We start from the raw sequence: 25,506 nt of genomic DNA on the forward strand, positions 1-25,506 counted from the left end.
CCCCGGCGCCACGGGCCCGTCGGGCCCTCCGAGGCCAGGAACCGGATGCCGAGCATCTGCTCCAGCCCGGCCTCGACCTGCCGCTGCAGCTTCGCCTCTAGCGCCACCGTCGAACCGGTCAGCTCTACGTCCTGCCCGTCCGCGTCTCGCCGGAACAACGTCAGCTCCGCCAAAGAAATATTCTGGAACCGAGCCGTACTGGCGACGCTGGTACCGCCCACAAGCAGGTACTTTTCAAGGGGCGCGCGCAGGGAGTGGAACCGGCTGCCCGGTGGGACTGTGGAAGACCTACAACGTGCTTCGAGCCTCCTGTTGGCGTCGTTGGTGGCCGCCCTGGTGGCCAGCCGGTGGCCGGACGCCTTTGGACGGGGAAACACGACGGGGCACACGTCAACCAGCCGCAGGCACTCTGATCAGGCGAAACAGCACTCGGCGGCACGACCAGGCACCACACAGCACGAACGCTCACGGTCTTGTAAAGCGTAGGTCGTCGGTTCGAATCCGACAGGGGGCTCAACGGGAAAGTGGCTGGTCAACGGCCACATGGCGCGGCCCTCGGGGAAGATCGTCCCCGGGGGCCGTACACATTTTGTACACCCTGGTTCGGCTGGGGCTTCTTCGTGCGGGTCGAGAGCGAGGCTCTGGTAGTCGGTGATCGCCTTCGGGGCTTCCTTCTCCGTGATCTTCGGCTTGCCCCCTCGCCGGCCGCGGGCCAGCCCGAAGACGGCTGAGGTGATCTCGTAGTCCAGCAGGCCCGGCGCTGCCAGAGTGTCGGTGCGGCTCACCCGCTCGCGGATCGCGGTTCCTGTCTTGCCCTGGTCAAGGAGGAAGTGCACGAGGCTGAAGCAGTCAATGACGATCAACGTCGCTCCCACCCGTCCTCGATGGCGCCAAGGATGTCGGTCGTGGAGAGCGTGGTGCGGGTTTCACGCTCCAGGCGATGCCACTGGATCAGCGTCAGCCAAGGCAGGTCCGTCACCCGCCCGCCACCGCCGCGACATCGGCGGCCTGGGACGGAGGAGCAATCAGCACCCGCTCGGGTTTTTGAGCTCGTCCTCATCGGTCGTCGGTTCGGCGCGGCCGTCTCCGCCTGTCACGTGTCGACGGGCAGGCCCCGGGCACCGGGACGACAACGCCGGAGCAGGCCCTCGGCTGCTCAAGTGATGCTGAGGGCCAGGCAGAAGTCGACGCGGTCGTGCAGGGTCGCGAGGCTGTGTCCGGTGAGCTGCTCGACACGCTGGAGCCGGTACCGCAACGTGTTGACGTGGACATGGAGTTGCTCGGCGCAGCGCTGCCACGAGCCGGAGGCGTCGAGGAACGCGCGCAGTGTGCCCACGAGGTCGCTGCGGTGCTCGGCGTCGTAGCGTTCGACCACGCCTATGAGGCGGTCGCGGTAGAGGCGGCGGACGTTCTCGGGGACGGCGGCGAGCAGCAGCGGGTACGAGGAGAGGTCCGCGCTGGACGCGGTGCGTACGGCGCCGGTGCCGAGGCCGGCGAGGCGGTGGGCGTACCGCGCCTCCTCGACGGAGCGGCGCAGCCCGGCCCCGCCGGTCGCCGCGCTGCCGGTGGCCAGGGCGGCCCGGCCGCCCGAGAGCAGCGGTGCCAGCCGCTCGGCCGCGGCGACCGCCCCGAGTTCCTCCTCGCTCTCCTGCGCCGGTACGAGCATCAGGTACGCCCCGTCCTCGACGGGCACCGGCACCGAGCAGCCGGGCAGCCGCTCGGCGACGTCCTCCAGCACGGTGGCGGCGAGTTCGGCGCCGTACGGGCTGCCGGTCGTGCTCACGCACAGGGCGCTCAGAGGGGTGCCGGGGTCGAGGCCGAGGCTGCGCAGACGCGCTTCGGCCGGCTCTTCCCGGCCGGCCGCGAGCAGGTCGAGGGCCTCGCGCAGCAGACGCGCCTCGATGCGGCGGCGCTCCTGTCCGGCGGCACCGTCGAGGGCCAGCAGGGCGGCCACCTCCCACGCGGCGTCGGCCACGCCGGGCGCCCAGTCGCGGAAGTCGCCGGACGCGGCGAGGTATCCGGCGGGCGGCCGGTGCCCGACCGGTGACTGGACCGGGAAGAAGGTGATCCCGGCGCCGCCGGGCAGTGTGCGTACGGCGGGGAAGCCCCCGGTGGCGAGCGCCTCGTGATGGGCGCGCGCGAGCTGTTCACGCGTCACCTCCGCCAGGCCGCCGGCCCGGAGCCGTCCGGTGGCCGACAGGACGGCGCACCACACCCCGGTGGCCCGTGCGAACGCGTCGACGAGCCCTTCGGCACCCGCACCGGCCGCCACACTCGCCACCAGAGCGCGGTGGAGTCCCGCCGACGGCATGCGGCGCTGCCCTCCGTCGAGCGCGGCGTGCACGGTCTCGGTGAGGGCCGCGTACGACACGTCGTCGCCGACCGTGAACAGCGGCAGGGTGTGCCGGACGCAGGCCTCGACGAGTGCCTCGGGCAGTTCACCGATGTCGGCCGTGCCCGCGACGAGCGCGGCGGCGCCGGCCCCGGTCAGGGCGGCGACGAACACGTCGGCGTCGCGCGGCTCGCGGTACCAGACGGTGCTGGTGAGGACGAGTTCACCGCCGTCCAGGTAGCGGCCGGGATGGGGCAGGTCGGTGGTGCAGACGCCCCGGACCTCCCGGGCCCGGTCACCGGGGGCGACGACCGGGGTCAGCCCGAGCCGCGGCATGTCCATCAGTTCGGTCAGCAGCACCGGCGGCCTCCTTCCAGTCCGCGTGCCGCGGCGAGGAGCAGCACGTGTTACAGGCATGCACGCCGCTGTGCACGTGGTTCGGAGCATGCTACGGGCCGCCCCCTGGCACGGGCTGTGCCCTCTGGAGGATCACGCAGTCCCGGTGGGGCGGGGCCGGGGGTTCACTGGGTTCCACGCGGACCGGACGACGCGAGACCCCCGGACCGCGCGTCGAGCCGCATGCCCGCCCGCCCCGTTCCGCCGGCCCTTCCCCGGCCGTCCTCCGTGAGGAGCCCGTCATGCGCGCCGACCCCGCACACCCCCTCCCCTTCGAACGGGTGGGTGCCGAGCCCGTACCGCCCGGACTGCGCCACGGCCGTCCCTCGTCCTTGTTCACGCTGTGGTTCGGTGCGAACGTGCAGTTCGCCACCCTCAGCGTGGGTGCCCTGTCGACCTCGGTGTTCGGGCTGGACTTCGCCCCCGCCGTCCTGGCGATCCTGGTCGGGACGCTGCTCAGCTCCGGGCTGGTCGGCCTCTTCTCCACGCGCGGACCGCTGACCGGAATGCTCCAACTCGTCCAGGCTCGGGGCCCCTTCGGCCGACTCGGCAATCTGCCGTCGGCGGCGTTCACCGTCGTGAACGGGGTCGGCTGGTGCGTCGTCGACTCGCTCCTCGGCATCTTCCTCCTGCGCGATCTGACCGGCATGGGCTTCGGCCCGGCGCTCGCCCTGATGGCCTGCGCGCAGTCGGGTATCGCCCTCGTCGGCTACCGCCTCATCCACGCCGTGGAACGGGGGCTGGCCGTGGTCCTGGTCCTCGTCTTCGCGGTGCTGTCGGTCTACGGCTTCGGGCAGGCGAAGGCGCAGGCCGCGGTGGACGCGGCCGACGGTTCGGCCGCCGCGTTCCTGCTGGTCGTCGCCGTCACGGCGGCCCGCGTCCTCGGCTGGTCCGCGTACGCCTCCGACTACAGCCGCTACCTGCCCGCGACGAGCCCGCCCCGCCGGGTGTTCCTCGCGGCGGGCGGCGGCAGCGCGGTCGCCGGGGTGTGGATCGGCTCGCTCGGCGCGGCCCTGGGCACCGGCGGCGCGCTGACCGGCCCGAGCGGGATGGTGAGCGGTCTGCTGCCGCACGCGCTCGGCACGGTCGTGCTCCTGTGCCTGCTGTTGTCCACGCTCGCGTCGACGGTCATCGACCTGTACTCCGGCGCGATGGCGGCGCTCGTCGCGGGGTTCAGGCTGCCGCGCTGGACGTCGGTCCTGGTCGTCGGCGGCCTCGGCACGGCGCTCGCCTGGTACGCGGGGCACGGGGACTTCGCTTCGCAGCTCAACGACTTCCTGCTCATGACGGGGTACTGGCTCGCGCCGTGGGCGGCGGTGATGATCGCGGCGTACTGGGGCCGGGGCCGGCCCCTGGCCACGGACGGGCACGCCCCGGGGCGCCCCTTCGGGTGGGGCCTGCCGTGCGTACTGCTCGCGCTGGCCGTCGAGATCCCGTTCATGAACCAGTCTCTGTTCACGGGGCCCGTGGCCGCCGCACATCCGGGACTCGGCCCCTTGGGCCTGTTCGCCGGGTTCGCGGTCGCCGGCGGGGCGTACACCCTCCTGGCCCCACGCCGTCGCTCCGCCTCCGGCGGCGTGACGGGCCATCATCCCGATGCCCACGAACAGCCCGTCCATGAGCAGCTTGTCCACGAAGAGCTTGCCCACGAAGAGCTTGCCCACGAAAAGCTGAGGAGCGAATCATGACCACGCCGATCCCGTCGACCGAGGACGAAGCCTTCCTGCGCCGGGCGGTGGCGCTGGCCGCGGCGGCCCGTGCGGCGGGCAACCACCCCTTCGGCGCTCTCCTCGTCCTCGGCGGGGAGGCGGTGCTGGAGGCCCGCAACACCGTGGTCACCGAGCGGGACGCGACCGGACACGCGGAGACGAACCTCGTACGGCTCGCGACGCGCGCCTTCGACCGCGGGACGCTGGCCCGCGCCACGCTCTACACGTCGACGGAGCCCTGCGCGATGTGCTCCGGCGCCCTCTACTGGAGCGGTGTCGGCCGCCTCGTGTACGCGCTCGGTGAGGACGAACTCCTCGCCCTCACCGGTGCGAATCCCGAGAACCCGACGATGGCCCTGCCGTGCCGCGAGGTCCTGGCCCGGGGCCAGCGCCCGGTGGACGTCGCGGGCCCCTTCCTGCGCGAGGAGGCGACAGCGGTCCACGCCGGCTTCTGGACATGACCCCTCCCGCGTCCCCGTGCTGCCGCGCTCCGGGCGTGGTCCCGGTTCCGTGGACGCGCCCCCACCGTCCCTCCCACCGACTTCTTCTCCCGACCCGTGAGGAGCCCGCTCGCCATGCCGAGCCGCCGCACCCTGATACACAACGGCATCGTCGTCCCCTGCGACGGCACCCGAACCGCCCTGGACCCCGGGTCCGTACTCATCGAGGACGGCCGCATCCTCGCCGTGGACCGCCCGGAGGCGCTCGCCCACATCACGGACGCCCATGTCGTCGACGCGACCGGCCACGCCGTCCTCCCCGGGCTGCACAACACCCACCTGCACTCGGGGCTCCTGCGCGGCACGGCCGAGTCGAAATCGCTGTGGGACTGGCTGCGCGACTACGTGGACCCCGCCCACCGGGCCCTCACCCCGGAGATCGCCGAGGCCGCCTCACGCCTCTGCTACACGGAGTCGCTGCGCGCGGGCACCACCTCCGTGATGGACATGTGGCGCCACATGGAGGGCTCCGCGCACGCCGCCGAGCAGGTCGGGATCCGCGCGACGCTCGTCCCGTACGTCGCGGACCTGCCCGGCTACGACTACTTCGAGACGCTGGAGACCAACCGCCGCCTGCTGACGCACTACCGCACCCACGCCGGTGGCCGGGTGCGCTCGTGGGTGGGCCTGGAGCACCTCTTCTACTGCAGCGAGGAGGCGTTCCGGGCGGCGGCGGCGCTGGCGGAGGAGTTCGACACCGGGCTGCACACGCACTCCTCCGAGACGATGTGGGAAGTCGAGGAGTCCGTACGGCGGTTCGGGCGCAGGCCGATCGAGGAGTTCCGTCACCGCGGCGTCCTGGGACCGCGCACGGTGGTCGCCCACTGCGTCTGGCTCGACGACCACGAACTGGACCTGCTGGCGGACACGGGCACGAGCGTCGCCCACTGCCCCTGTTCCAACATGAAGTTGTCCTCCGGGCCCGCTCGCGTCGCCGAGATGCGCCGCAGGGGCATCCCGGTCGGTCTCGGCAGCGACGGCGAGAAGGAGAACAACAACCTCGACCTGCTGGAGGAGATGAAGTTCGCCTCGCTCCTCCAGAAGGTCACCACGCTCGACCCCACGACGGGGGACCCCTGGGACATCCTCACGATGGCCACGATCGACGGTGCCCGGGCGCTGGGCCTGGACGGTGTCACCGGTTCGCTGGAGGCCGGCAAGCAGGCGGACGTGGTGACCGTCGACCTGCGCCGGCTCCACACCACTCCGCTGCTGCACGGCGAGGACTTCAACGCGGTCGCGCACCTGGTGTTCTCCGCCTCCTCGGCCGACGTGAACCACGTGTGGGTCGGGGGAAGGCTGCTCGTGGAGGGCGGGAGGGTGCGGAGCGTGGACCCGGAGAAGGTACGCCTGGAGGCACAGAGCGCGGCCGAGGACCTGTTCCGCCGCCGGGCGGCCCTCGCCGGGTGACCGCGCCCGTCCGCCGTCGCCCGCCCTCCCTGACATGCCCGCGCGCAGGCAGAAGCAGAAAGAGAGAGTGGCTGATGGCCGGTGGAGTGGTTCTCGACGGAGTGCTGACCCGTCTCGTCCCGACGACCGAGGACGATGTGGACCTGCTGGCCCAGTGGTTCGCCTCCCCCGGCTTCGTCGAGCACTGGGGCGGCGTACCGGTACCGCGTGACGAGGTGGCCGACAAGTACGTCGGGCGGCGCCGGCCGCGGGTGGAGTCCTTCCTCGTACTGGCAGGGGGCACGCCGGTGGGCTACGCGCAGTACTGGTCCGCAGGCCCGGCCGAGGGCGGCATCGACCTGGTGCTGGGACCCGAGGCGCGGGGCCGGGGCCTGGGCCCCGATGCCTCCCGCGCGCTCCTGGCGCACCTGGGCGGGACTCTCGGATGGCGGCGGGTGACCGTCGATCCCCTGCGAGGGAACGTGCGGGCGGTGCGCGCCTGGGAGAAGGCGGGCTTCCGGCAGGTGTCGAGTGAAGGCGAGCACCTCCTGATGGAGGTCAGGTTTTCACAGGGGCGCCAGGGCTGATGCGCCCGCACACCGCCCGATGCCTCCCGCCGGAGCCCGCCGGAGCCCGCCGGGTCAGGCCTCCAGGCGGCGCTGGGCGAGCCAGGTGACGGTCTCGGGGTCGCGGTGGTCGAAGAACAGTGAGGCGCCGGTGTCGAGAGTGGCGATCCGGGCCATCTGCTCCTCGGTGAGCCGGAAGTCGAAGACGTCCAAGTTCTCGGCCATGCGCTCGGCACGGACGGACTTGGGGATGGCGACGACACCGCGCTGGGTGAGCCAGCGCAGCACCACCTGCGCGACCGACTTGCCGTACTCCTCGCCGATCCCGGCCAGCAGCGCGTTGCCGAACAGGTCGTTCCTGCCTTCCGCGAAGCCGCCCCAGGACTGGATCCGCACGCCGTGCTCGCGCATCAGCTCCTGGTAGTCGGCGCGCTGGAAGAACGGGTGGGCCTCGACCTGGTTGACGGCCGGGGTGACCTCGTTGTTGACGATCAGGTCGACCAGGCGGTCGGGGTAGAAGTTGGAGACGCCGATCGCCTTGGCCAGACCCTCGCGGTGGAGGGTCTCCATGGCGCGCCACTGGCCGTAGACGTCGCCGAAGGGCTGGTGCATCAGGTACAGGTCTACGTGGTCCAGACCCAGCTTGTGCAGGGACGTCTCGAACGCGCGCCGGGCGTTCTGCTCCGCCGGGGCGTCCTGCACCCACAGCTTGGTGGTGACGAACAGGTCCTCGCGGGGGACGCCGCTGGACTTGATGGCGCGTCCCACGGCCTCTTCGTTGGCGTAGGCGGCAGCGGTGTCGAGGAGGCGGTATCCGGCGGCGAGTGCCTCGGAGACGGCGCGCTCGGTGTCCTCGGCGGGGATCTGGTAGACGCCGAAACCGAGGACCGGCATCTCCACGCCGTTGTTCAGGGTGACGTAGTCCATGGGACAACTCCTTTGCTGTGGCGCGCTGTGGCCTTCAGCGCGCTGTGGTGCGGTGCGGTGCCGGCGGTCGGGGTGGCCCGGTCCAGGGAGAGCTCGCCCGTGACGGGACGGATGGTGGAGAACCTTCCCTCCCGCGCTCCGGGCGGGCACTTCGCCAGCTCCCCGCGTAATCGTGCCGCCGCGGTTCAGTCGGTGATCGAGGCGCGGAAGCGGTAGCGGTCGCCGCGGTAGATGGCGACCGTCAGTTCCAGCGGGCGGGCCTCCTGGTTGAAGGCGAGCTGGGTCGCCACCAGGACGGGGGTGGTGTCCGTGATCTCCAGCAGGTCCCGCTCCTCGGGGTCCGGCTGGCGGGCCTCCACCGAGTAGTCGGCGACGTGCGGGGCCTGCGGCGGGTCGGCCTGCCGCAGGGTCGCGTACAGGCTGGCCTCGGTGAAGTCCGTCTCGGCCAGGCGTGGGCACAGGGCGAGCGGCAGCCGGTTGTACTCCACGACCACGACCAGCTCGTCCAGGAACCGCAGCCGCCGCATGCTGAACAGCGGTGCGCCCGGCGCTATCCGCAACTCCTCGGCCTCGGCGATGGTCGCCGCGCGCACCCCCGCCCGCAGGACCCGCGTGCGGACCGCGAGTCCGTGCCGCACGGCGTAGTCGGCGAAGCCCTGCACGGTGCGGCCCGCGCCGGGGGTCGAGAGGGCCGGGTGGTCCGCCGAGCGGTCCTCCTGGAGGAACCAGCCACGCGCCGGAGCGGAGCTGATCAGGCCCTCCTCGGCCAGCCGGTTCAGGGCGGAGCGCATGGTGACGCGCGAGACCTCGTAGCGCTCGGCGAGCACGCGTTCCGAGGGCAGCCGGTCGCCGGGGCGCATCCCGCCCGTGGTGACGTCCTCGCGCAGGCGCCGCGCGACGAGGGAGTAGAGGGGCAGGGACTCGCCGTGCAGACCAGCGGCGCCTGATTCTGGGGAGCTAGGCATACCAGTAGGATACCAGGTCGACCCTTTGACCGGACCGGTTCATACCAGTATTCTTCCTGGTCCAAGCAGAGCAGCCCCTCCCAGCCCTGAGGAACGGCGAATGCCAGGCGTGTTGGATCGATCGGTACGAGGCCGGGGCACCGGTGCGGCGCGGGGAGTCACCTCCGTGTGCGGCCACCCGGTGCGCCAGGTCCCGGCGGCCGGCCGGACGCGTTCCGGTCGCCGCCCCCTGCTCTCCCTGTTCCTGCACTCCGCGCATCCACCCGTTCCGTGCGCGCGCCCCGCGGCCGGACCACTCCCCGCCCCACGGTCGTACGAGATCCCCGGCGACCGGGTGCGTGACGTGCTCCGCGACCACGACGGCGCCTGCGCCCCCCGACCCAAGGAGTACGCGTGACGACCGCCCCCGAGACCAGCGACCTCCCGGCCGCGCCCGCCGGCGCCGTCCACACGCACCGCGAGATCCGTCAGCAGCCCCGCGTGTGGGGCGAGACGCGCGAGCGGCTGCGCGAGGAACGTCCCGCCCTCGACGCGTTCCTGGCCCCCCTGCTCGCCGAACCCCGGCTGCGCGTCGTCCTGACCGGCGCCGGCACCTCCGCGTACGCCGGGGGGATCGCGCGCTCCGCGCTGGTGGCCGCCACCGGCCGCACCGTCGAGGCCGTGGCCACGACCGACATCGTCGCCGAGCCCGGCAACTGCTTCGAGGAGCGGGACCGCCCCACCCTGCTCGTGTCCTTCGCCCGCTCCGGCAACAGCCCCGAGAGCCTCGCCGCGACCGCACTGGCCGATCAGCTGCTCGACCACTGCGCCCACCTCGTCATCACCTGCAACGCCAACGGGGCCCTGGCCACCGAACACGGCGCCCGCGCGGACTCCTTCGTCCTGCTGACCCCGGCGGAGTCGGAGGACCAGGGGTTCGCGATGACCTCCAGCCTGACGTGCATGCTCCTCGCGGCGCTGGACGCGCTGGGCGGGGAACACGTCCGCGGGCTCGACACCTGCCAGGACGCGGCCCGGGCCCTGCTCTCCGAGGAGTTCGGGGAGCGCGTGGCCGGGCTCACCGGGCGGGAACTGGAGCGCTTCGTCTACCTGGGCAGTGGCCCGCTGAAGGCGCTCGCCGGGGAGTCCGCCCTCAAGCTGCTGGAGCTGACGGGGGGCGGCGTCAGCTCCCTCGCCGACTCCTCCCTCGGCTTCCGGCACGGCCCCAAGGCGTTCCTGTCCCCCCGGACCGGGGTCGTCGTCTACGTCTCCAACGATCCCCACACCCGCCTCTACGACCTCGACATCTTCCGGGAGCTGAGCGAGGCCCTGCCCGCCGGGCAGGTCGTCGCGGTCGCGGGCCGTCCGGAGGGCCTGCCCGCCGAGAGCACCTGGCTCGTGCCCGGCATGGCCGGGGCCGACGACGCCGCCCTCGCCCTGCCCGCCGTGCTGTGCGCCCAACTGGTCGCGCTGAACGCCTCCCTGGCCTGCGGAGTGACGCCCGACAACCCGTTCCCGGACGGTGAGGTGAACCGGGTCGTGCGCGGCGTCACCATCCACCCGCTGGCCGCGCGCTGAGCCGGCGCCCGCATGCAGCGCCCCAGCGGATGTCCAACAGCTCCAACCGACCCCGAGAGAAGGGAGGACGCCGTGTACCTGGGAGTCGACGGCGGTGGCACCAAGACCGCCTTCTGCGTCCTCGACGCCGACGGGACCGTGCGCGGGGAGGTCCTCGGCCCCACCACCTCGCCCGCCCTCGGGCCCGGCGGGACCAGGACCGCGGCGAAGGTGCTGCGCGAGGGCGTCGCGGAGGTCTGCCGCCGGGCCGGCACGGACGCCGGGCGCCTCACGTACGCCTACCTCGGACTGCCGGGACACGGTGAGTCCGCCGCGCTCACCCGCGCGCTCGACGACCTTCCCGCCCGGGTCCTCGGCCACGGCCGCTACGCCGTCGGCAACGACATGGTGTGCGGCTGGGCCGGTTCGCTCGGGCTCGCGGACGGCGTCAACGTGATCAGCGGCACCGGCTCGATGGCCTACGGCCGTCTGCGGGGGCGGCAGGCGCGGACCGGCGGCTGGGGGGAACTCTTCGGCGACGAGGGTTCCGCCCACTGGATCGCGGTCCGGGGGCTGAACCTCTTCACGCGCATGAGCGACGGCAGGCTGCCCGCCGGGCCGCTGCTCGGCGTACTGCGCGAGCGGTTCGCACTCGAAGCCGACCTCGACCTGGTGGACGCCGTGCTGCTGGCCGGCCTCGACCGCACCGCCGTGGCCGCGCTGAGCCGCTGCGTCTCCCGCGCCGCCGACGAGGGCGACCCGGCGTGCGCGGACGTGCTGGACGAGGCGGGCCGGGAACTCGCCGCGCTCGTCCGGGCCGCGCGGGAAGCGCTCGGCGCCGCGGCGGCGGAACCCCTGCCGGTCTCCTGGTCGGGCGGCGTCTTCACCGTGCCGCGCGTGCGGGCGGCGTTCGGCGCGGCCCTCACCGCCTCCCCGGAGCCGTACGCGCTCCACCCTCCCCGTACGACCCCCGTGCTCGGCGCCGCGCTGGTCGCGGCCCGGCTCGCGGGCGCACCGCTGTCCGCCGAGGCCGTGGACAGGCTGCCCGCACCCGCCGGCCCGGCCGGCGACGAAGCCCGACCGTAGCCGCCCCCGCGACGCCCGGCCTGCGTCCCGGCCGTCCCCGGACGGTCCCGGCCCGGCCCCCGGGCGCTCCTGAAAGGAAGAACACGTGTCCGACACCCTCTCCGACCAGCGTTCCCTCGTCCTCATCGGCGCGGGCAGTGCCGTGTTCACGCGCGGTCTGCTCGCCGACCTCATCACCGCCGAGGACCTCGGCCGCTGGGAGATCCGGCTGGTCGACGTCAACCCCGAGGCGCTCTCCGTGGCCACCCGGCTCGCCGGGCGGATGGTCGAGGCCCGGGGCGCGCAGGACCGCATCACGGTGCGCTCCTCCACCGACCGGCGCGCCCAACTGCCCGGCGCGGACTACGTCGTCACCTGCGTCGGAGTGGGCGGCCGGCCCGCGTGGCAGACGGACCACGACATCTGCCGGCGCCACGGCGTCTTCCAGCCGGTCGGCGACTCCGTCATGCCGGGCGGGATCTCGCGCCTGCTGCGCACCACCCCGGTCATGGTCGAGATCGCGCGCGACGTCGTCGAACTCGCCCCCGACGCGTACTTCTTCAACTACAGCAACCCGATGACCGCCAACGTGCAGGCCATGACGCGTTACGCGGGCGCCGAGGTGGTCGGCCTGTGCCACGGCATGCACCACGTGCAGCGTGAACTGGCCGCCTTCGCCGGGCTGCCCTTCGAGGAGACCTCGACGCTGTACGCCGGGATCAACCACCTGACCTTCATCTACGACTTCCGTCACCAGGGCCGCGACGCCTGGCCCGGGGTCCGCGCCCGGATGGAACGGGAGCTGGCCGAGCCGCCGCTGCCCGAGGACATCGGCGCGATCTGGGAGAACGGCAAGGCCTGGCACAACCCGTTCTCGTGGGAGTTCTTCCGCACCTACGGCGCCTACCCGGCCGCCAACGACCGGCACGTCGTGGAGTTCTTCCCCGAGCGCTGGGCGAGCGGCGACTACTACGGCAAGAAGCTCGGCGTCGACGCCTTCTCCGTACCGGAGATCCTCCAGTGGGGCGAGGAGCGCTACCAGTCGATGCGGGCCCAGGCCGAAGGGGACACCCCGCTCGACGAGTCCGCGTTCGACCGCTCCACGGGTGAACAGGAGCAACTGCTCGCGATCATCCGCTCGATCACCTTCGACCGCCGCGAGATGTTCTCGGTCAACGTCCCCAACCGGGGCAGCGTCCCCGGGCTGCCGGACGAGGCGGCGCTGGAGATCCCGGCGGTCGCCACCGCGCGGGGGCTGCGCCCCGTGCGGGTCCCCGACCTCTCGGCCCCGCTCACCGCGATCCTCGCGCGGCGCCTGACCCCGGTCGACCTGGCCGTCGAGGCCGCCATGACGGGCGACCGCGACCTCGTCGTGGAGGCGATGATCGCGGACGGCGCGGTGACCGGCCGGGACGCGGCGGCCGCGCTCACGAAGGAACTCATGGAAGCGCAGGCCCGCTTCCTGCCCCGCTTCTCCTGAGCGTCCGCCTCGCTCCCGCTGACCGTCCGCCCCCGCTCCCGCCAAGCGCCCAACCGACTGGAGAGACCGTGAAGATCGCCCGTGTACGTCACGAGGGGCGGGTGCTGGCCGCCCGCGTGGACGGGGACCGGGTGTACCCCGTCGTCCCCGAGGAGGACCGGTTCATGGCCGACGCCGTACGCGACCTGATCGCCGACGGCACCGCCCGCGAGACGCTGGGCGCCGAGGTGCCCGGCGTCCCCCTCGCGGACGTCGAGCTGCTGAGCCCGCTCGCCGCCCCGCAGAAGATCGTGTGCATCGGCCTCAACTACGCCGACCACATCCGCGAGACGGGCCTGGAGACGCCGAAGGTACCGCTGGCCTTCGTCAAGACCGCGCACTGCCTGACCGGTCCCACCGCCCCGGTCCGCGTACCGCGCGGCACGACGGAGCAGCTCGACTGGGAGGCCGAACTCGCCGTGGTCATCGGCCGGACGGCCCGTGACGTCACCGCCGAGGAGGCGGCCTCCCACGTCTTCGGCTACACGGTGGCCAACGACGTGTCCGCCCGCGACGCGCAGTTCTCCGACGTGCAGTGGTTCCGGGGCAAGAACTTCGACGACTTCTGCCCGCTCGGGCCCTTCCTCGTCACCGCCGACGAGATAGCCGACCCGCAGGACCTCGCGATCAGCGCCCGGGTCAACGGCGTGACCGTGCAGGACAGTTCGACCAAGGAGATGATCTTCGGCGTCGCCGAGACCATCTCCTACCTGTCCCGGTACATGACGCTGTACCCGGGCGACGTCATCGCCACGGGCACCCCGCACGGCGTGGGCATGGGCCGCGAGCCGAAGCTCTGGCTGCGCGACGGGGACCTCGTGGAGGTCGAGGTGGCGGGCGTCGGCCTGCTGAGCAACCGCGTCGAGCTGACGGGCTGAGCCGCCCCCGCCCACTCCCGCCCCGTCCCCGCGTATCCCCGAGGTGCGCCCGCACCGTCCCTCCGGCCTCCCCAGCCGCTCCGGGGAGGCCCCGTTCTCCGTCGAAGGAGCCGCCATGAACATCGCCGACGATCCCGACCGCGCACCAGCCCGCTCCCACCTCTACGCCATGGGGCTGACCGACGAGGACATGCGGCGCCCCACCGTGGGCATCGCCTCCACGTGGACCGGGACCATGCCCTGCAACCTGACGCACCGCGACCTCGCGCGCCACGTCGCCACCGGGGTCCGCCGCGCGGGTGGCACGCCCATGGAGTTCAACACCGTCGCCGTCTCCGACAACCTGACGATGGGGACGCCGGGGATGCGGGCCTCCCTGGTGAGCCGTGAGGTCATCGCCGACTCCATCGAACTCATGGGCCGGGCCCACCAGTTCGACGCCCTGGTCTGCATCGTCGGCTGCGACAAGACGGTGCCCGCCGCGATGATGGCCATGGCACGGCTCGACATCCCGTCCGTCCTCCTCTACAGCGGCAGCATGATGCCCGGCACCTGGCGCGGTCGCGAGGTGACCATCCAGGACATGTGGGAGGCCCTCGGGGAGCGCGCGGTGGGGCGGATCGGGCAGGAGGACGTGGACGACCTCGCCCGCCACGCGTGTCCGGGCGCCGGTACCTGCGCGGCGCAGTACACGGCCAACACCATGGGAACGGTCGCGGACTTCCTGGGCCTCGCGCCCTTCGGCGTGGGGGACGTCCCCGCGACGGCGAAGGAGAAGACGGCCGCCGCCGAGCGGGTGGGCGAACTCGCCCTCGACGTCCTCGCCCGTGACCTGCGGCCCTCGGCGATCCTGACGGCGGACGCGCTGCACAACGCGATCGTCTCGGTCGCGGCGATGGGCGGCTCCACCAACGCCGTACTGCACCTGCTCGCCGTCGCGCGGGAGGCGGGCCTCGACCTCGCGATCGACGACATCGGCGCCCTGTGCCGCGAGGTGCCGATCGTCACGGCGCTCAAGCCGGCCGGCCCGTACACGGCGGCCGACCTGTGGCGGGCCGGGGGCACCTCGCTGGTCGTGGCCCGGCTGCTCGCGGCGGGGGTGCTGCGGGACACGGTGACCCTGGTCGACGGGCGCTCCCTCGCGGACGTGGCCGCCGACGCCACCGAGACGCCGGGACAGGAGGTGGTCACCGACGTGGCGCACCCCGTCAAGGGCGCGGGCGCGCTGGCGATCCTGCGCGGTTCGCTCGCGCCGGACGGCTGCGTCCTCAAGCTGGGCGGCCGCCCCGACTTCGTACGGCGTGGCCCGGCGCGCGTCTTCGACTCGGAGGAGGAGTGCTTCACGGCCATCCAGGACGGCGTGATCGCGGAGGGCGACGTCGTGATCGTCCGCTACGAGGGTCCCGCCGGGGGCCCCGGAATGCGCGAGATGCTGTCGATCACCGGCGCCCTGGTGGGACAGGGGCTCGGCGAGTCCGTCACCCTCGTCACCGACGGACGGTTCAGCGGTGTCTCCCACGGCCTGGTGATCGGGCACGTCGCGCCCGAGGCGTGGCACGGGGGGCCCATCGCGCTCGTACGGGACGGGGACACCGTGACCGTCGACAGCGCGGCCAACGCGCTCGACCTCGACGTGGCGCCGGAGGAACTCGCCCGCCGCCGCTCCGCGTGGACCCGCCCGGACCGGGACGTGGAGCGCGGCGTCTTCAGCAAGTACGTGGCCACGGTGGGTTCGGCCTCGGACGGCGCGGTCACCGTGTGAGGTGAGGGCACGGGAGCACGGCAGGCGAGGAAGGGCCCCACCGAGCGGTGGGGCCCTTCCTCTTGGCCTCCTGCTTCTCCCGCCGTGGCCGCTACTGCTCGCGCAGCCCCCACGGGGAGCCGTACGCGCCCAGCAGGTCGAGGAAGGGCTGGGCCGGCAGGGCCTCGGGGCCGAGGACGCCGCTGCCCTGCCACTGACCGCCGGCCAGCAGTTCCAGCGCGACCACCGGGTTGAGCGCGGTCTGCCACACGACCGCCTGGGAGCCGTACTCCCGCATCGACCACTCGTTGTCCACCACGTGGTAGAGGTACACCTCGCGCGGGGCGCCGTCGCGGACGCCCTTCACCCAGGTCCCGGCGCAGGTCTTCCCCCGCATCCGGTCGCCGAGCTGCGCCGGGTCCGGGAGGCACGCGGCGACCACGTCGCGCGGGGACACCTCGACGTCGCCCACGCGCACCTTCCCGGTGCGGTCCAGGCCCAGCTTGTGCAGCGTGCGCAGGACGTCGATGAACTCCTGGCCGAGGCCGTACTTGAAGGTGACCCGGGGCGCGTCGACCCAGCGGGGGATGAGCAGCACCTCCTCGTGCTCGACGTTGACGCACTCGACCTCGCCGATGCCCTCGGGGAAGTCGAACACCTCCGGCTCGGAGAACGGTTCGGTGGTGAACCAGCCCCGCTCCTTCTCGTAGACCACGGGCGGGTTCAGGCACTCCTCGATCGTCGTCCAGATGGAGAACGAGGGCGCGAAGTCGTGTCCCTCGACCGTGAGGTCGGCGCCGTCGCGGACCCCGATCTCCTCGATGGTGTCGAAGAGGTGGTCGGCCGCGTACCGGGCGAAGACGTCGGAGAGACCGGGCTCCACCCCCATCCCCACGAGGGCCAGCCGCCCGGCCTTCTCCCACCGGTCGGCGAGGGCGAACTGCTCGTCGCCGAGCATGACGCCGGTCCTCGCGTACGGCTGCTCGGGGTGCGGCCGGGACAGGGACATCGCCATGTCCAGGTAGTGCGCCTGTGCGGCGAGGGCGGCGCGGAAGAGCGGCATCACGAAACGCGGGTCGGTGGCGTTCAGCAGGACGTCGCACTCGTGCTCGCGCACGAGCGCGGCCACGGCGGCCTCGTCGGAGGCGTCGATCCGCGCGGCGACGAAACGGGCGTCGTCGGTGGCCTCGGCCGCCCGCACGGCGCGGTCGAGTACGTAGTCGGCGATCACGCAGTGGTCGAAGAAGGAACGGCGGGCGGCGATCCGGGCGGCGGCGGTGCCCACGCCCCCGGCGCCGACGATGAGAATGCGCATGGCGGTCCTTGTGTCTCTTTCTCGGGAGGTACGCGGGAGGTACGCGGGGAGTTCGCGGGAAGTACGTTGAAGGTCTGCGGCGGCGGGAGCTCTTCGGAAGGGGGCGCGGGACGGTGCGAGGCGTGCCCGCGCCTGCCGGTCAACCGCCCCGGTGCACGGGCTTCCCCGCGTCGCCGTCGGCCCGGGTGAGCCGGCTGACGATCTCGGCGGCGGGCAGGTCCTCCTGGTGGCCGTGGTCCCTCAGGTGCCAGAGCCGTCCGCCCCGGCGCAGTACGAGATCGGTCCGGCCGGACCCGGCGAGGGGCGCGGCCGCGAGGGCGGTCACGTCCCCGGCGCCCGGCAGGGGGAGACGGCGGTCCGCCTCGGGGCGCCCGGGGTGGACGACGTCCAGCCGGGAGCCGCCCCGCCACAGGTAGAAGCGCGGGACGCCGCCGGGGGCCGCCCCGGCCGCCGCCCCGCTCGCGGGAAGCGGGTGGACGTCGCCCTCCGGGCCGGTGTAGACGCCACCGGCAGGGCCCAGCAGCCCGATCCCGGGCCGGGTCGCGCCCCGCACCGGGAGCAGCACCGCCGTGGTCCAGTGGCCCTCCGGCAGCGGCGGTTTCGCGGGCGGGGCCCCGGACCACGCGAGGCGCGGATAGGCGGTGGTGTCGGCACGCAGCAGCCGCGCCCCGCCGTCCTCGCCGAGCACCCCGGCCCACAGGGTGCCGTCGGAGGTCTCCGCCACCGTCACCGCACGCGCCGGGGTGCCCGGGGGCGGTTCCTCGTCCGTGAAGGCGGCCTCCGGGCTCCACCGCAGGCGGTGCGGCGCCCCGCCGGAGCGGGCGAGCACTTCCAGGTGGTGCGGGCCGTTGCGGCTCTGCACGACGTGCACCTGGTCGTAGCGCCGCCCGGTGGCGAAGCGCAGGGCGCCGCTCCACTCGCCGGGCGGCGGACCCCCGGGCTCGGCGGCGGTGTCGTCGGGGTCGTTGTTGAACCACAGGACCCAGAGCCCGTCCAGCTCGTCGCAGAGCATCAGCTCCAGGTTGCCGCGCAGGCCGTAACGGCCCTGAGCGAACCCGATCCCGCCCCGGCTCGCGGGCGGGACGGCGGTGCGGAGGTCGGGGAGAGGGGCAGCAGCCATGGGACACCTCGGAGGCCGGCCGGTGGGAGAAGGGGGCGCGTTCCAGGGCCGACGACCGGCAGCGCCCACATCGGCACCCTATGCACTCCAGTAACAAGCGTCAATGAGCATGAATGAGCAAAGGTGAGCGGATCGGGCGGGATCGTGGATGATTCCCCACGGTGGAGACAGCAGGCGGAACAGCCGCCACGGATCGGGGGACAGCCGCCACGAACCGGCGGCCCGGCCCCGCTGCGGACCGGCTGTTCACCTCTCACGATCGTGCCCAGGAAAGGCAGTACTTCATGGACGAGCGGCGCCAATCCGCTTCCCCCACCACCGGTCCGCCCGGGCCGGCAGCCGGTCACGTCCTCGTCGTCGGGGCGACGCGCGTGCTGCGCCCGGCGGTCGGGACGCTCGCGGCGCGCGGCGCGTCCGTGACGGCGGTCGCGCGCACCGCGGGCGAGCTGGACGCGCTCGCGCGCGAGAGCCCCGGCGACGTGCGGCCGCTCGCGGCGGACGCCACCGCGGACGACTTCGGCGCCCGGCTGCGGCGGGCGGGCGGCCCGGCGGGGTTCACCGGGGCGCTCGTCTACGCCCCGGCGCTGCCGCCCCGCGCGGTGACCGGGCAGGTCGCGGCGAGCCTCGACGCGGGGCCGCTCGTGCTGATCCTGACGAGCGAGTGGGCCGCCCCGGGCAACGGGGCCCCGGCGTCCGCCGCTTGGGCGCCGCACCTGCTGCCGGCCGGGGCCCGGCCCGGGGACGCGTGCCGTCCGCTCGTCCTGGGCTGGCGCGGTACGGGCCCCGCGGTGCGCTGGCACACCCCCGAGGAGATCTCCGCCGCCGCCCTGGCCCTGCTGGACGACCCGCGCGGCACGGACGCCGTGCTGGGCGAGGTGCGTCCGTGGACGGCGCGGCCGAGCTGAGCGCCCGCCCCTCGCCCCCGGGGGAGCGCACCAGTTTCGGTCAGAGGCACGCACCGCAAGTAAGCTGGCTGCTCGCGGCGGGCGGACGACCGTCCGCCGGGCACGTCGCGAACGGTGGGAGGGGACCTCTCGCCGCGCCATCGGCCGAGAGGGGAAGAGGCCAGGTCATGCTGGGCGCCGAGCGTAGGAAGAGGCTGCTCCACGTGGTGCGGGCGGAAGGCGTCGCACACGTGGCCACGCTCGCCGAACGCCTGGAGGTCAGCCCCTCGACCATCCGCAGGGACCTGTCCGACCTGGAGTCCCAGGGGCTGCTCAACCGCACGCACGGCGGCGCGATGGCGGAGTCCGCCCGGCCCGTCGAGCCCGACCGGCCCCAGCGCACCGGGTTCGCCCCCTGGGAGAAGCGCAAGCTGGCGAGCGCGGCGGTCGAGCACATCGCCCCCGGGGCGACCATCCTCGTCACGGGCGGCACCACCACGGCGGCGATGGTCCCGCTGCTCGGCGCCATCGACCGGCTGACCGTGGTCACCAACTCGCTGCACCTGGCCGGGGAACTGGCCCAGCACGAGGAGATCAGCACCGTGGTGCTCGGCGGCTACCTGCGCCACCGGGAGATGTCCCTGCTCGGGCACCTCACCCGGCAGGCGCTGGAGGAACTGCACGTCGACGAGGCGTTCGTCGGCGCCTACGGCATCACCGGCACCGGGATCAGCGGCGCGCACGTGGACGAGGCGGAGACCGACCGGTGGCTGCTGTCGCGCGTGCGGTGCGTCACGGCGCTGGTCGACGGTTCGAAGTTCGGGCGGTCCGGGCCGGTGCGGGTGGCCCCGGCCACCCGGCTCTCCCGGGTCATCACCGACGCCTCGGCGCCCGAGGAGGACGTACGGGCCCTGCGCGAGGCCGGCGTCGACGTCGTCCGGACGTGAAGGACACGACGGCGCACCGCGGCTGAGACGCCGTACCCGTCCGCTCCGCTCAGCCGTACCCGTCCGCTCCGGTCAGGGGCGGACGGCGGGGCCGGTCGCGGCCCACTCGGCCCACACCTCGTCGCGCGGGACGGCCCAGCCCTCGGCCAGCGACCCCGCCGCCGCCTCCAGGGCGCGCCGGGTGGCGTCCGCCCCGCGGTCGGAGCCGTGCAGGACGGCGAGCGGCCACGCGGGGACCGGCCCCGCCCCCGTCGTCGTCACCGCGGCCTCGCACAGCACGGCCACGACGCCGGTGGGCGGGAGGCCGAGAGCGGAGGCGACGGCCCCGCACAGGGCCTGGAGCCGGGCGGCGTCCGCCTCGCCGTCGGCCGTCCCGGGGGCGGTCACCTGGATCACGGGCATGAGCGGACTCCTTCTGCGAACGGCGAGCGGTGAGCGACGGGCCACAGGCGGCGACCCCGGCCAGGCCGAGCCCTCGCGGCGGCGTTCCCGCAGGTGACGAGGGGGTGGCGACCGTGGGCGTGCGGCTGAGGCTAAGCGGGCCGCACAGGAGCGTCAAGGAAAACTGAGCAATAAAAATCAATGTCTGATTGATATTGACTGAGCTTGGTCGCGAGGACTACAAAACAGGCATCGAGGTAGTGCGTGGCCGGATTCCCCCCTCGATCTCCAGCCCCCTGATCCGAAGGACGTGCCCATGTCTGTCGCCAGACGAGCGGTGCTGGGCGCCGCGGTGGCCGGTGCCGGCGCGGTCGGTTTCGCCCGGCGGTCCGGTTTCACCCCCTCCAGCACCGGGGCGGGAGGCGCGGACGTGCTGACCTTCTCGCTGTGGGGGAGCGACGCGGAGGCGGCGGCCTTCCGGGCGCTGGCCCGCGCCTTCGAGCGCCGGCACCGGGGCGTGCGGGTGCAGATCCGCCTTGAGTCGTACGAGCAGATGTACACGAACATGGACGCCCTGCTCGCTGGTGGCCGCGCCCCCGACCTGTTCCGTTGCGACTACGCGAACCTCGGGATGTACAGCGCGAGCGGGCAGCTCCTCGACCTGAGCCCCTACTTCGGCCCCCGGGACAGCGAGGTGTTCCTGCCCGCGCTGTGGGAGGCGGTGTGTTACGAGGGCAGGCCGTACGCCGTCCCGCACCACACGGACACGACCGCCGTCCTGTACCGCAAGGACATGTTCCACGCCGCGGGCATCACCTCCGTGCCCGGCTCGCTCGACGAGGCCTGGTCCTGGGACGAGTTCACCGAGGTGTGCGCACGACTGCGCAAGAAGCTGCACGGGGTCTACCCCTTCGTCTACGGCTGGCAGCAGACCGGCGCCTTCCGCTGGCTGACCTGGCTGTGGGAGGCGGGGGGCCGGGTCCTCGACAAGGACCTGTCCGCGCCCGCCGTCGAGTCGGCGGCGGGACTGCGCGCCCTGCGCTTCACCCAGGACTTCTTCCGCGAGGGCTTCGTGCCGCCCAACAGCTCCGTGAAGAGCGCGGCCTACCCCGACGCCCTCTTCACCGCGGGCACCGTCGCGATGAGCTTCGCGGGCGACTTCCTGCTGCCGACCATCGACCCGGCGCTGAAGAAGGACCTGTACGGCGTCACCTTCCAGCCACGCGGCAGGCAGAGCGCCACCGACCTCGGCGGCAACGCCGTGGTGGCCACCCGGCACACCGACAACCCCGAACTCGCCGCCACCTTCCTCAAGTTCCTGGTGGAGGAGGAGAACATGGCGCGCTTCTGCGAGCAGGGCGTGATGCTGCCCAGCCGCAGTTCGCTGCTGGGCCGCCGGCTCGACTACGCGGTACGGCCCGACCTCATGTCCGTCTACGCGGAGCAGGCCACCGCGCTCACCCCGGCGATGACCGCGCAGGTCGCAGTCCCCTCGTTCGGCCGCATCAACACGGCGCTCCAGGACGAGCTGGAGGCCGCCTTCGTCAACAAGCAGCCCGCCGACGTGACGCTCCACCACATCGCCGAATCCACCCGTAAGGCGCTGGCCTCCGCGTAAGGCCCCCGTCCCGCACTCTGGAGCCGCCATGGCCACCACCGTCTCGCCGCCGCGCCCCGCGCGTGCGACGGCCCCGGTGAGCGAACCCCCCTCCTCGAAGTCGAAGCGGGGAGCACGCTTCAGGGAGTCCCTCGCCGCCTACTGCACCCTCGGACCGAACCTCATCCTGGTCACGGTCTTCCTGCTGGTGCCGCTCGGCATGGCGCTGGTCCTGAGCTTCCAGTACAGCACCGGCCTGGACTCGCCCACCTGGGCCGGGCTCGCCAACTACCGCCAGCTCGCCGACGATCCCGTCTTCTGGCGGACCGTGCTGAACACGGGTGTCTTCTGCGTGGCGACGGTGCCCGTGGAGATGGCGCTCGGACTCGGCATCTCGCTGCTGTTCAACAAGGTGATGCCGGCCCGGCCGCTGTGGCGCACGCTCGTCTACCTGCCCATGGTCATCTCCGGGGTGGCCACCGCGCTCATCGGCACCCTGATGTTCGACCAGAACATCGGCCTGCTCAACAAGCTGGTCGCCAGCATCGGCCTGCCCACCGCGCCGTGGCAGACGAACGGCAGCGCGGCCATGGCCTCCGTCGTCCTGATCACGCTGTGGATGCGGGTCGGCTTCAACATGGTCATCTACCTGGCCGGGCTCCAGGGCATCTCGCCCGAGATGTACGAGGCCGCCGACGTGGAGGGCGCGGGCTTCTGGCAGCGGCTGCGCCACATCACCGTGCCGCTGCTCGGCCCCTCGACCTTCTTCCTGCTCATCATGAACGTCATCTACTCGTTCCAGGTGTTCGACACCGTCTACGTGATGACGCTCGGCGGGCCCGGCCACTCGACCGACGTGATGATCACCTACGCCTACCGCAACGGCTTCCAGGGCCGGCAGCAGGGCTACGCCGCGGCCATCGGCATCGTGCTGTACGTCATCGTCATGATCTTCACCGCGCTCCAGTGGCGCTTCAGCCGCAACAGGGACACGGTCGGCTGACCGCCCGGCCCACTCCGCGCCGTACCTCCCCGTCGCCCGTCACTAAGGACGCCGATGTCCGTCACCTCGCCCCAGACCCTCAGAACACAGCCCGTACGAGGACGCGACCGCGCGAAGATCCTGCGCGCGGTGGCCGCGGCCGTGATCGGGCTCGCGATGGCCCTGCCCCTGTTCTGGATGGTGCTCGTCGCCTTCTCGCCGCTCTCCGACCTCCACACCGCGCACCTCAAGTGGTGGCCCAGCGCCCCCACGCTGGACAACTTCCGCCGCGTGTTCAAACTGCCGGTGTGGACCTGGACGATGAACTCGACGGTCATCACCGGACTCGTCGTGATCCTCACGGTCTCCTCCAACCTGCTGGCCGGATACGCCTTCGCCAAGATGCGCTTCCGCGGCCGCAACCTGCTCTTCCTCGTCATGCTCAGCACCATGACCGTCCCGGTCCAGGTGCTCATGGTCCCGCAGTTCAAGCTCGTGAGCGCGATGGGCCTGTTCGGCAGCTTCTGGGCCGTCGTCGTGCCCGCCTCCTCGACCGCCTTCGGGGTCTTCCTCGCCCGGCAGTTCATGCTCGGCATCCCCGACGAGGTCATCGAGGCGGCGCGGATGGACGGCGCCGGACAGCTGCGGACCTTCCTCACCGTCGTCCTGCCGCTGTGCAAGCCGCTCATCGCGGTGCTGTCGCTGCTGACCTTCCTCAACCAGTGGAACGACTTCGCCTGGCCCCTGACCGTCCTCAAGGACGAACGGCTGTACACCCTGTCCGTCGGCATGCAGTTCGTCAACGGTCAGTACACGGCGGACTACGGCGCCATCATGGCGCTCGCCCTGTTCTCCATCCTGCCCATGGTCGTCCTCTTCCTCTGTTTCCAGAAGTACTTCGTCCAGGGCTTCGCACGATCGGGAATCAAGTGACCTCTCCGGCCCCCGTCCACTACCTCAGCACCCTCTCCTTCCCCGACTGGTGGCTCGACGAGCTGCGCGGACGGCACCCGGGGCTGACGGTCACGCAGATAGGCGCCGCCTCCCCGGAGGAGGTGCCCGAGGAGGTGTGGCGGCGCACCGGGATCCTGCACACCGGCTCCGTGTTCCCGCGCGCGGCGGCGCACGCACCGCACCTGCGCTGGATCCAGCTCGACACCTCGGGCGCGGACCACCTCAAGGGCACCAGCGCCTGGGACCTGCCGGTCCCGCTCACCTCCATCGGCGGCATCTCGCCGGTGCCGATGGCCGAGTACGTCATGATGTCGCTGCTCGGCCTCGCGCACCGGCTGCCCCGCGCCGTCGAGGTCCAGCGCGCCGGTGTGTGGCCCTCGCTGGAGGAGCGCTGGAACACCCTCATGCCGCGCCGCCTGCGGGGCGCCACCGTCGGGATCGTGGGCTACGGGCGGATCGGCCGGGAGATCGGGCGGCTGGCCGGCCAGTTCGGCATGACCGTCCTCGGGCTCAAACGCGGTCGCGGCACCCGGGCCGGCGAGTTCTTCGGCGCCCCCGCCGCGCAGGAGGAGACCGCCGAGCTGTACACCCCGGACGAACTGCACGCCTTCCTCGCCCGCTGCGACTACCTCGTGGTCACCTGCCCCCTGACCGACGAGACGCGGGGAATGATCGACGCCAAGGCGTTCGGCGCGCTCAAGGACGGCGCGATGGTCGTCAACGTCTCGCGCGGCTCCGTCGTGGACGAGGAGGCCCTGCGCGCGGGACTGCGGTCCGGCCGCGTCGCCGGGGCCGTCCTCGACGTCTTCGAGGAGGAGCCCCTGCCCGAGGGCCACTTCTGGTGGGGCGAGCCGGGCGTGCTGCTGACCCCGCACGTGGCCGGGTTCGCCCCGGACTACGAGGAGCAGACGCTCGAACTCGTCAGCGCCAACGTCGAGCGCTTCCTCGCCGGACGCGAACTGCTGAACCTGGTCGACCGGTCCCATGGCTACTGAGTTCCTCCTCGCCCCCCAGCGGCGGCACGCCGTCCTGAGCAGGCTGCGGCACCGGGGCACCGTCAACGTCCAGGAACTGTCCGACCTGCTGCGGATCAGCCCGTCCACGGTCCGGCGCGACCTGCGCGACCTCGAACTCCAGGGGATGCTGCGCCGGGTGCACGGCGGGGCCACCGTCCTGGACGGCGGCTTCGAGCCCGACCAGCCGCAGCGGGCCGCGACCCAGTTGGAGGAGAAGGGCCGCATCGCCGAGGCCGCCCTCCCGCTCGTCCGCGACCACAGCACCGTGCTCATCAGCGGGGGGACGACGACCGAGACCCTGGCGGCCCGCCTCGGGGAGCGACGCGGCCTGACCGTCGTGACCAACGCGCTGCCGATCGCCCAGGTGCTGTCGGCGACGGCCACCGTGGACGTCATCGTCCTCGGCGGTGTCCTGCGCCACCGCGAGCAGTCGCTCCTCGGGCACCTCGCCGAACGGGCGCTCAGTGAACTCCAGATCGACCAGATCTTCACCAGCGCCTTCGGCCTGGACGCCGACGCCGGACTCACCGGCGCCCACGTGGACGAGGCGCAGACCGACCGGGCGCTGCTGGCCGCGGCCGGGCGGATCGTCGTCCTCGCCGACGAGTCCAAGCTCGGCCGGCGCGGACCGGTCCGCCTGGCCCCGCTGGACCGGGTGTCCACCCTGGTGACCGACGCCGGACTCGGCCACCCCGTGTGCGCGGCGCTCGCCCGGCGGGGCAGCGACATCGTCAGCGCCTGAACCGCGCGGGCCGTTCCCCTCTCCAGCCCTGATGGAAGTGACCAC

23 protein-coding genes are annotated in these 25,506 nt (G+C 72.9%); 16 read left to right on the forward strand and 7 right to left on the reverse strand.

Annotated features, from left to right (window positions below; translation table 11 throughout):
* Positions 1-413 precede the first annotated feature (413 nt).
* Together AB0J21_RS04045 and AB0J21_RS04050 are read right to left on the reverse strand one after the other, a co-directional pair.
* Entirely contained in the window at positions 414-863 is a 450-nt protein-coding gene (locus tag AB0J21_RS04045; protein WP_363144219.1) for a hypothetical protein, read from the reverse strand.
* Between the two features lie 293 nt (positions 864-1,156).
* On the reverse strand, positions 1,157-2,692 hold the full coding sequence (locus AB0J21_RS04050) for a PucR family transcriptional regulator ligand-binding domain-containing protein (protein ID WP_363144220.1): 1,536 nt from the start codon (positions 2,690-2,692) through the stop codon (positions 1,157-1,159).
* Between the two features lie 278 nt (positions 2,693-2,970).
* Between AB0J21_RS04050 and AB0J21_RS04055 the strand changes: the two genes are divergently transcribed.
* The 4 genes from AB0J21_RS04055 (at position 2,971) to AB0J21_RS04070 (ending at position 6,913) form a co-directional block, all read left to right on the forward strand.
* Complete coding sequence (locus AB0J21_RS04055; protein ID WP_363144221.1) at positions 2,971-4,416, forward strand: cytosine permease; 1,446 nt, start codon at positions 2,971-2,973, stop codon at positions 4,414-4,416.
* Positions 4,413-4,898, forward strand: a complete 486-nt coding sequence (locus AB0J21_RS04060) for a nucleoside deaminase (RefSeq protein WP_363144222.1) — start codon at positions 4,413-4,415, stop codon at positions 4,896-4,898. Before AB0J21_RS04055 ends, AB0J21_RS04060 begins: the two co-directional genes overlap by 4 nt.
* 114 nt (positions 4,899-5,012) lie before the next feature.
* Positions 5,013-6,347 (forward strand): amidohydrolase, encoded by a 1,335-nt coding sequence (locus tag AB0J21_RS04065; RefSeq protein WP_363144223.1) that lies wholly within the window; start codon positions 5,013-5,015, stop codon positions 6,345-6,347.
* A 74-nt stretch (positions 6,348-6,421) separates the two neighbouring features.
* On the forward strand, positions 6,422-6,913 hold the full coding sequence (locus AB0J21_RS04070) for a GNAT family N-acetyltransferase (RefSeq protein WP_363144224.1): 492 nt from the start codon (positions 6,422-6,424) through the stop codon (positions 6,911-6,913).
* 54 nt (positions 6,914-6,967) lie between these two features.
* Here the strand turns inward: AB0J21_RS04070 and AB0J21_RS04075 are convergent, their stop codons facing one another.
* Both AB0J21_RS04075 and AB0J21_RS04080 read right to left on the reverse strand, forming a co-directional pair.
* Entirely contained in the window at positions 6,968-7,819 is an 852-nt protein-coding gene (locus tag AB0J21_RS04075; RefSeq protein WP_363144225.1) for an aldo/keto reductase, read from the reverse strand.
* A 185-nt stretch (positions 7,820-8,004) separates the two neighbouring features.
* The gene (locus AB0J21_RS04080; RefSeq protein ID WP_363144226.1) at positions 8,005-8,784 is read right to left on the reverse strand and encodes a GntR family transcriptional regulator; all 780 of its coding nucleotides are present in this window, start codon (positions 8,782-8,784) and stop codon (positions 8,005-8,007) included.
* A 393-nt stretch (positions 8,785-9,177) separates the two neighbouring features.
* Between AB0J21_RS04080 and AB0J21_RS04085 the strand changes: the two genes are divergently transcribed.
* From AB0J21_RS04085 to ilvD, 5 genes are all read left to right on the forward strand, one after another.
* A complete protein-coding gene (locus AB0J21_RS04085) occupies positions 9,178-10,341 on the forward strand; it encodes an SIS domain-containing protein (RefSeq protein ID WP_363144227.1) in 1,164 nt (387 codons plus the stop codon).
* A 72-nt stretch (positions 10,342-10,413) separates the two neighbouring features.
* Complete coding sequence (locus tag AB0J21_RS04090; protein WP_363144228.1) at positions 10,414-11,406, forward strand: BadF/BadG/BcrA/BcrD ATPase family protein; 993 nt, start codon at positions 10,414-10,416, stop codon at positions 11,404-11,406.
* A gap of 85 nt (positions 11,407-11,491) precedes the next feature.
* Entirely contained in the window at positions 11,492-12,865 is a 1,374-nt protein-coding gene (locus AB0J21_RS04095) for a hypothetical protein (protein WP_363144229.1), read from the forward strand.
* Between the two features lie 68 nt (positions 12,866-12,933).
* Entirely contained in the window at positions 12,934-13,782 is an 849-nt protein-coding gene (locus AB0J21_RS04100; protein WP_363144230.1) for a fumarylacetoacetate hydrolase family protein, read from the forward strand.
* 115 nt (positions 13,783-13,897) lie between these two features.
* A complete protein-coding gene (ilvD, locus tag AB0J21_RS04105; RefSeq protein ID WP_363144231.1) occupies positions 13,898-15,544 on the forward strand; it encodes a dihydroxy-acid dehydratase in 1,647 nt (548 codons plus the stop codon).
* Between the two features lie 91 nt (positions 15,545-15,635).
* Here the strand turns inward: ilvD and AB0J21_RS04110 are convergent, their stop codons facing one another.
* Both AB0J21_RS04110 and AB0J21_RS04115 read right to left on the reverse strand, forming a co-directional pair.
* Positions 15,636-16,838, reverse strand: coding sequence for a saccharopine dehydrogenase C-terminal domain-containing protein (locus tag AB0J21_RS04110; protein ID WP_363144232.1), 1,203 nt, complete (start codon positions 16,836-16,838; stop codon positions 15,636-15,638).
* A 139-nt stretch (positions 16,839-16,977) separates the two neighbouring features.
* A complete protein-coding gene (locus AB0J21_RS04115; protein ID WP_363144233.1) occupies positions 16,978-17,958 on the reverse strand; it encodes a hypothetical protein in 981 nt (326 codons plus the stop codon).
* A 284-nt stretch (positions 17,959-18,242) separates the two neighbouring features.
* Between AB0J21_RS04115 and AB0J21_RS04120 the strand changes: the two genes are divergently transcribed.
* The gene (locus AB0J21_RS04120; protein WP_363144234.1) at positions 18,243-18,863 is read left to right on the forward strand and encodes a hypothetical protein; all 621 of its coding nucleotides are present in this window, start codon (positions 18,243-18,245) and stop codon (positions 18,861-18,863) included.
* Positions 18,864-19,030: 167 nt separating this feature from the next.
* The gene (locus AB0J21_RS04125; RefSeq protein WP_363144235.1) at positions 19,031-19,789 is read left to right on the forward strand and encodes a DeoR/GlpR family DNA-binding transcription regulator; all 759 of its coding nucleotides are present in this window, start codon (positions 19,031-19,033) and stop codon (positions 19,787-19,789) included.
* 72 nt (positions 19,790-19,861) lie between these two features.
* Here AB0J21_RS04125 and AB0J21_RS04130 read toward each other — a convergent pair whose 3' ends face one another.
* Positions 19,862-20,191 carry a hypothetical protein gene (locus tag AB0J21_RS04130; protein ID WP_363144237.1) on the reverse strand — a complete coding sequence of 110 codons (330 nt, stop codon included), beginning with the start codon at positions 20,189-20,191 and terminating at the stop codon, positions 19,862-19,864.
* A 295-nt stretch (positions 20,192-20,486) separates the two neighbouring features.
* Between AB0J21_RS04130 and AB0J21_RS04135 the strand changes: the two genes are divergently transcribed.
* The 5 genes from AB0J21_RS04135 to AB0J21_RS04155 are packed head-to-tail and all read left to right on the forward strand — an operon-like array spanning position 20,487 to position 25,461.
* The gene (locus AB0J21_RS04135; RefSeq protein ID WP_363144238.1) at positions 20,487-21,788 is read left to right on the forward strand and encodes a sugar ABC transporter substrate-binding protein; all 1,302 of its coding nucleotides are present in this window, start codon (positions 20,487-20,489) and stop codon (positions 21,786-21,788) included.
* A 28-nt stretch (positions 21,789-21,816) separates the two neighbouring features.
* On the forward strand, positions 21,817-22,770 hold the full coding sequence (locus AB0J21_RS04140; protein WP_363144239.1) for a sugar ABC transporter permease: 954 nt from the start codon (positions 21,817-21,819) through the stop codon (positions 22,768-22,770).
* A 54-nt stretch (positions 22,771-22,824) separates the two neighbouring features.
* Positions 22,825-23,682 (forward strand): carbohydrate ABC transporter permease, encoded by an 858-nt coding sequence (locus AB0J21_RS04145; RefSeq protein ID WP_363144240.1) that lies wholly within the window; start codon positions 22,825-22,827, stop codon positions 23,680-23,682.
* Positions 23,679-24,698 carry a D-2-hydroxyacid dehydrogenase gene (locus tag AB0J21_RS04150; protein WP_363144241.1) on the forward strand — a complete coding sequence of 340 codons (1,020 nt, stop codon included), beginning with the start codon at positions 23,679-23,681 and terminating at the stop codon, positions 24,696-24,698. The genes AB0J21_RS04145 and AB0J21_RS04150 overlap by 4 nt, the downstream gene beginning before the upstream one ends.
* Positions 24,688-25,461 (forward strand): DeoR/GlpR family DNA-binding transcription regulator, encoded by a 774-nt coding sequence (locus tag AB0J21_RS04155; protein WP_363144242.1) that lies wholly within the window; start codon positions 24,688-24,690, stop codon positions 25,459-25,461. The genes AB0J21_RS04150 and AB0J21_RS04155 overlap by 11 nt, the downstream gene beginning before the upstream one ends.
* Positions 25,462-25,506 lie beyond the last annotated feature (45 nt).

Origin of the sequence: Streptomyces sp. NPDC049954 (genome assembly GCF_040656295.1) — a bacterium.
GTDB lineage: Bacteria > Actinomycetota > Actinomycetes > Streptomycetales > Streptomycetaceae > Streptomyces.

Coding starts and splice junctions, on each gene's coding strand:
- AB0J21_RS04055 (WP_363144221.1), top strand. CDS start 2,971: ATGCGCGCCGACCCCGCACACCCCCTCCCCTTCGAACGGGTGGGTGCC.
- AB0J21_RS04060 (WP_363144222.1), top strand. CDS start 4,413: ATGACCACGCCGATCCCGTCGACCGAGGACGAAGCCTTCCTGCGCCGG.
- AB0J21_RS04065 (WP_363144223.1), top strand. CDS start 5,013: ATGCCGAGCCGCCGCACCCTGATACACAACGGCATCGTCGTCCCCTGC.
- AB0J21_RS04070 (WP_363144224.1), top strand. CDS start 6,422: ATGGCCGGTGGAGTGGTTCTCGACGGAGTGCTGACCCGTCTCGTCCCG.
- AB0J21_RS04075 (WP_363144225.1), bottom strand. CDS start 7,819: ATGGACTACGTCACCCTGAACAACGGCGTGGAGATGCCGGTCCTCGGT.
- AB0J21_RS04080 (WP_363144226.1), bottom strand. CDS start 8,784: ATGCCTAGCTCCCCAGAATCAGGCGCCGCTGGTCTGCACGGCGAGTCC.
- ilvD (WP_363144231.1), top strand. CDS start 13,898: ATGAACATCGCCGACGATCCCGACCGCGCACCAGCCCGCTCCCACCTC.
- AB0J21_RS04110 (WP_363144232.1), bottom strand. CDS start 16,838: ATGCGCATTCTCATCGTCGGCGCCGGGGGCGTGGGCACCGCCGCCGCC.
- AB0J21_RS04115 (WP_363144233.1), bottom strand. CDS start 17,958: ATGGCTGCTGCCCCTCTCCCCGACCTCCGCACCGCCGTCCCGCCCGCG.
- AB0J21_RS04120 (WP_363144234.1), top strand. CDS start 18,243: ATGGACGAGCGGCGCCAATCCGCTTCCCCCACCACCGGTCCGCCCGGG.
- AB0J21_RS04125 (WP_363144235.1), top strand. CDS start 19,031: ATGCTGGGCGCCGAGCGTAGGAAGAGGCTGCTCCACGTGGTGCGGGCG.
- AB0J21_RS04130 (WP_363144237.1), bottom strand. CDS start 20,191: ATGCCCGTGATCCAGGTGACCGCCCCCGGGACGGCCGACGGCGAGGCG.
- AB0J21_RS04135 (WP_363144238.1), top strand. CDS start 20,487: ATGTCTGTCGCCAGACGAGCGGTGCTGGGCGCCGCGGTGGCCGGTGCC.
- AB0J21_RS04140 (WP_363144239.1), top strand. CDS start 21,817: ATGGCCACCACCGTCTCGCCGCCGCGCCCCGCGCGTGCGACGGCCCCG.
- AB0J21_RS04145 (WP_363144240.1), top strand. CDS start 22,825: ATGTCCGTCACCTCGCCCCAGACCCTCAGAACACAGCCCGTACGAGGA.
- AB0J21_RS04155 (WP_363144242.1), top strand. CDS start 24,688: ATGGCTACTGAGTTCCTCCTCGCCCCCCAGCGGCGGCACGCCGTCCTG.